Below are 5,134 nucleotides of genomic sequence, written 5' to 3' on the forward strand. Positions count from 1 at the left end.
CAAGTCCTGTACCTATTACCTATTACCTAACTTTTTGTATAAACTCTACGAGAATCTGGATTATAAGTTTGTAAAGCCTTCATATATTGAGCGCGTTCAAAAGCACTTGGATGAGGACAATTTAACTGGCTCATACTACCTTGCATTTGTTGTACAGATTGATATTCGTGTATTTCCATCCATTCACGCAGGTCTTTTTCTAAACACTGGATATAAGTAATTCCTCTCTGCAATAATACAGAACAAAGCATAGTAACATTTGCGCCGACCATCAGCATTTTAATTACATCCTGAGCATTATGAATACCACTAGTTGCAGCGATACTACCGTGAATATGACCATAGAGAATGGCTATCCAGCGCAGAGGTAAACGCATGGCTTGGGTGGTACTTAATAATACATTAGGTTCAACTTCTAGAATTTCTAAATTAATATCTGGTTGATAAAAGCGATTAAATAATACTAAACCATCAGCACCGGCATGATCTAAACGTTTGGCCATATTTGCCATATTAGTGAAATAGGGACTGAGTTTAACAGCTACAGGAATGGTGACTGCGGCTTTCACAGATGTGAGAATATCAATATAATTCTGTTCAATTTCTGCACTTATTAAATCTGGGTCTGTAGGAACATAATAAATATTTAATTCTAGTGCTGATACCCCCGCTTCTTGCATGAGTTTACCATATTTAGTCCAACCGCCAACAGAACAACCATTAAGACTGCCAATAATGGGAATATCTACTGTTTCTTTAGCTTTCTGAATATGATCTAAATATTCTTCAGGTCCTACCCGAAAATTAGTTATGTCGGGGAAATAGGTTAAAGCTTCAGGAAAACTTTCTGTACCATAACTGAGATGATGATGAAGTTGGGATTTTTCTAAAGTTAATTGTTCTTCAAATAATGAGTGCATAACTACAGCACCAGCGCCTATATCTTCCATGGTTTTAATATTATCAATTTCCCGTGAAAGTGGAGAAGCGGAAGGAACTAAAGGTGATTTTAATTCTAAGCCTAAATATGTGGTAGTTAAATTCATAATTTGGGTTAATAATTTGGGTTAATAATTTGGTAATTTAATGATTTTCTTCATTTTCCTGAGTTCTGATTTAGGTTTCCTGTAATTTTCCTGCGGCTAAATATTGATACATTTGCCACCGATTGTTAACATCAACTTGTGCTTCTTTTAAGAGTTGTTTTGCTGTTTCTGGATTAATTTTCGTCAACATTTGAAAACGATTTTCCATATACATGGAATTTTCTATTGGTATTCTAGGAGTGCGAGAATCGAGTTGTAGGGGGTTTTTCCCCTGTTTAATGCGGTCGGGGTGATAACGATATAATAACCAGCGTCCAGAGTCCACAGCGGCTTTTTGATTTTGCATTGCTGTACTCATATTAATTCCGTGAGCAATACAATGACTATAGGCAATAATTAAGGATGGACCATTATAAGCTTCAGCTTCTAAAAAAGTTTTTAAAGTTTGTTCATCTTTTGCACCCATTGCTACACTAGCAACATAAACATTACCATAGGTCATAGCCATTAAACCCAAGTCTTTCTTAGTTGTTCTTTTACCACCTGCTGCGAATTTTGTAACTGCACCTTTAGGAGTAGATTTAGACATTTGACCTCCAGTATTAGAATAAACTTCTGTGTCTAATACCAAAATATTAACGTTGCGGCCACTAGCAATTACATGATCTAAACCACCATAACCAATATCATAAGCCCAACCGTCACCACCAATGATCCAAACACTTTTTTTGACTAAATAATCAGCTAAGGATTTTAAATTTTGGATTTGGGATTTGAGATTGCTTTTGGTTATAGATTCAAGAAGTTGATCTAATTTTTGTTTGAGAATAGAAATTCGTTCTCGTTGTTCATAAATATCTGCTTCATCTTTTTGTTCAGCATTGAGGATATCTGTTACTAAAGTTTCACCTATTTCTGGTGCAAGTTGTTGAAGTAAATAGGCTGCAAATTCTGCTTGTTTATCTATAGAAATGCGAAAACCTAACCCAAATTCGGCGTTATCTTCAAATAAACTATTAGACCATGCTGGACCTCTACCTGCGGCGTTTTTTGTCCAAGGAGTGGTGGGTAAATTACCCCCATAGATAGATGAACAACCGGTGGCATTAGCGACGATCATGCGATCGCCAAATAATTGTGTTACTAATTTAATATAGGGTGTTTCTCCACATCCCGCACAAGCACCAGAAAACTCAAATAAAGGTTCTTGCATTTGTTGTTGATTAATATGATGCAACTGCAAATTTTTTCGATCTGGGTTAGGAAGATTTAAGAAGAAATCCCAGTTTTCTCGCTCTTGTTCTCGCAATGGTCTTTGTGCTTCCATATTAATGGCTTTTCTGCGAGGTTCAGCCTTATTTTTTGCAGGACAAATATCAACACAAATACCGCAACCTGTACAATCTTCTGCTGCTACTTGAATGGTAAATTTTAAATTATGCCAATCATGTTCTTTCGCATTTGTACTTTTAAAAGTTTTTGGTGCATTTTCTAATGCTTCTGCTGCATATACTTTAGCGCGAATTACACTATGAGGACACACCATTACACATTTACCACATTGAATACAAACGTCACTATCCCAAACAGGAATTTCTGCTGCAATATTGCGTTTTTCCCATTTAGATGTTCCTGTGGGATATGTACCATCTATTGGTAATGCACTCACGGGTAAATCATCTCCTTGACGGGCTATGATTTTACCTAATACATTATGAACAAAATCTGGTATATTTTCGGAAATAGATGATAGTTCTGTTTTTGCTGCTTTGGCTATAATCTGATGAAGATTTTCCAGAGTTTTATCAACTGCTTTAATATTCAATTCGACAATTTCTTCACCTTTTTGACCGTAGGTTTTCTGGATAGATTCCTTAATTTTAGCAATAGCTTCTGCTCTTGGTAAAATACCGGAAATAGCAAAGAAACAAACCTGCATAACTATGTTAATATGTCCACCTATTCCCGCTTCACGAGCGACTTTATAGGCATTAATCACATAAAAATTGATATTTTTATTAATTATCTCTTGTTGTATAGAAGCTGGTAATTTATTCCAAATTTCATCTTGATGATCAGGTGCATTTAATAAAAAAGTACCACCAGGAATTATCTCTTTTAAGACCGGAAATTTTTGTAAAAAATCCCATTGATGACAAGCGATAAAATTGGCTTTCGTAATTAAATAATGAGAGCGAATTTTCTCAGATCCAAAGCGCAAATGAGAAACGGTTACAGAACCGGATTTTTTAGAATCATAAACAAAATAACCTTGACTATAATTATCAGTTTCTTCTCCAATAATTTTAATTGAATTTTTATTTGCACCCACTGTACCATCTGCACCCAAACCGTAGAAAATTGCCGTGACTATATTATCCGCTTCAATATTAAATTCTGGATTATATCCTAAACTAGTATGTGTAACATCATCATTAATGCCAATAGTAAAATGATTTTTCGGGATGTCAATATCTAAATTATCAAATACTGCTTTTACCATCGCCGGTGTAAATTCTTTAGATGATAAACCATATCTACCACCAACAACTTTAATTTGATTAATTTGGTTTTCTGCTAAGGCTGTCACCACATCTAAATATAAAGGTTCACCAATAGCACCCGGTTCTTTTGTTCTATCTAAAACCACAATACTGCGGGTAGTTTTCGGCAGAGAATTAATAAATTTTTGGACATCAAAAGGACGATATAATCTCACCTTGATTACTCCAACTTTTTCCCCGCGTTGGTTGAGATAATCTACAGTTTCCTGGACAGTTTCACAACCAGAACCCATGAGAATAATGATTTTTTCTGCTGCTGGATGTCCATAATAATCAAATATTTTATATTCTCTTCCCGTCATTTCTAAAAACTCATCCATGACCCTTTGAGTAATATCTGAACAAGCTAAATAAAAAGAATTTACCGTTTCCCTACTTTGAAAATAAACATCAGGGTTTTGTGCCGTTCCTCGTAATACCGGGTTATCAGGTGTTAAAGCTCGTAAACGATGGGCAATTACTAACTCTATGGGAATGAATTTTTGTAAGTCTTGAGTTGTTAATATTTCTATTTTATCTACTTCATGAGAAGTGCGAAAACCATCAAAAAAATGTAAATAAGGTATCCGTGATTCTAAACTTGCGCGTGTAGAAATAAGGGCAAAATCATGGGCTTCTTGTACAGAAGCAGCGCACAACATAGCAAAACCGGTACTTCTCGCGGCCATGACATCACTATGATCTCCAAAAATTGAGAGCGCTTGTACTGCCAGCGATCGCGCCGCAATATGAAATACTGTAGGTGTAAGCTCTCCTGCAATTTTATACATATTTGGGAGCATTAACATCAATCCCTGGGAAGCTGTAAATGTTGTTGTCAGCGAACCCGTCTGTAAAGCCCCATGTACAGCACCAGCAACCCCCCCCTCACTCTGTAACTGCACCACTGAGGGAACATTTCCCCAAATGTTCGGTTTTCCCTCATTCATCCAACTATCAGACCATTCAGCCATAGGTGAAGATGGTGTAATAGGGTAAATAGCAATTACCTCGTTTAATTGATAAACGACCTTAGCAACAGCTTCATTACCGTCTATAGTGGCAAAAATTTTATTTTTCATATTTATATTATTTATATCTTTATATTATTCGTATATAATCACAGTGTTTCCTTTTCTGGGTATAGATACCCCATTAAAGTAAGTTTTTTTGGAATTATCTACACTGTTAATTTTCTGGTTGCTGTATTTATCATCTCCAACGATATTTTGTTTTTTTAACTTATTTTTGAATAAATCAATATAGCAATAACCCCCCAAAAAAACTTCTGTTTCCTCTGGAGTCATATCTTCCAGAAGCAACTTGACATCAATTTGATAAATATCGGCATTGCACTGTAATATTTTAGCCATTGTTTTATATTTTAATTAAAGAGATAACCCCGCTTCCCTTCTAGCTTGGCAAAAATTATCATAATTTTAATCTATCTATTGGCTAATATTCAAACCAATTTCCTACCATACCAGGACTTACGCAAAATATCTCTCAAATCCTCATTTCTCCGTGACCTCTGTGCCTCTGTGG

General features: G+C 35.6%; 3 protein-coding genes. All 3 read right to left on the reverse strand.

From position 1 onward, the window contains the following. Positions 1–26 precede the first annotated feature (26 nt). Positions 27–1,046 carry a dihydroorotate dehydrogenase-like protein gene (locus ACIR131C_RS0109660; RefSeq protein WP_028090029.1) on the reverse strand — a complete coding sequence of 340 codons (1,020 nt, stop codon included), beginning with the start codon at positions 1,044–1,046 and terminating at the stop codon, positions 27–29. 70 nt (positions 1,047–1,116) lie between these two features. Continuing rightward, a complete protein-coding gene (gene nifJ / locus ACIR131C_RS0109665) occupies positions 1,117–4,671 on the reverse strand; it encodes a pyruvate:ferredoxin (flavodoxin) oxidoreductase (RefSeq protein ID WP_028090030.1) in 3,555 nt (1,184 codons plus the stop codon). A 24-nt stretch (positions 4,672–4,695) separates the two neighbouring features. Beyond that, positions 4,696–4,962, reverse strand: coding sequence for a hypothetical protein (locus ACIR131C_RS0109670; protein ID WP_028090031.1), 267 nt, complete (start codon positions 4,960–4,962; stop codon positions 4,696–4,698). Between the last annotated feature and the right edge of the window lie 172 nt (positions 4,963–5,134).

The sequence above is a fragment of the Dolichospermum circinale AWQC131C genome (assembly GCF_000426905.1).
Taxonomy (GTDB): domain Bacteria; phylum Cyanobacteriota; class Cyanobacteriia; order Cyanobacteriales; family Nostocaceae; genus Dolichospermum; species Dolichospermum circinale.

Coding starts and splice junctions, on each gene's coding strand:
- ACIR131C_RS0109660 (WP_028090029.1), bottom strand. CDS start 1,046: ATGAATTTAACTACCACATATTTAGGCTTAGAATTAAAATCACCTTTA.
- nifJ (WP_028090030.1), bottom strand. CDS start 4,671: ATGAAAAATAAAATTTTTGCCACTATAGACGGTAATGAAGCTGTTGCT.
- ACIR131C_RS0109670 (WP_028090031.1), bottom strand. CDS start 4,962: ATGGCTAAAATATTACAGTGCAATGCCGATATTTATCAAATTGATGTC.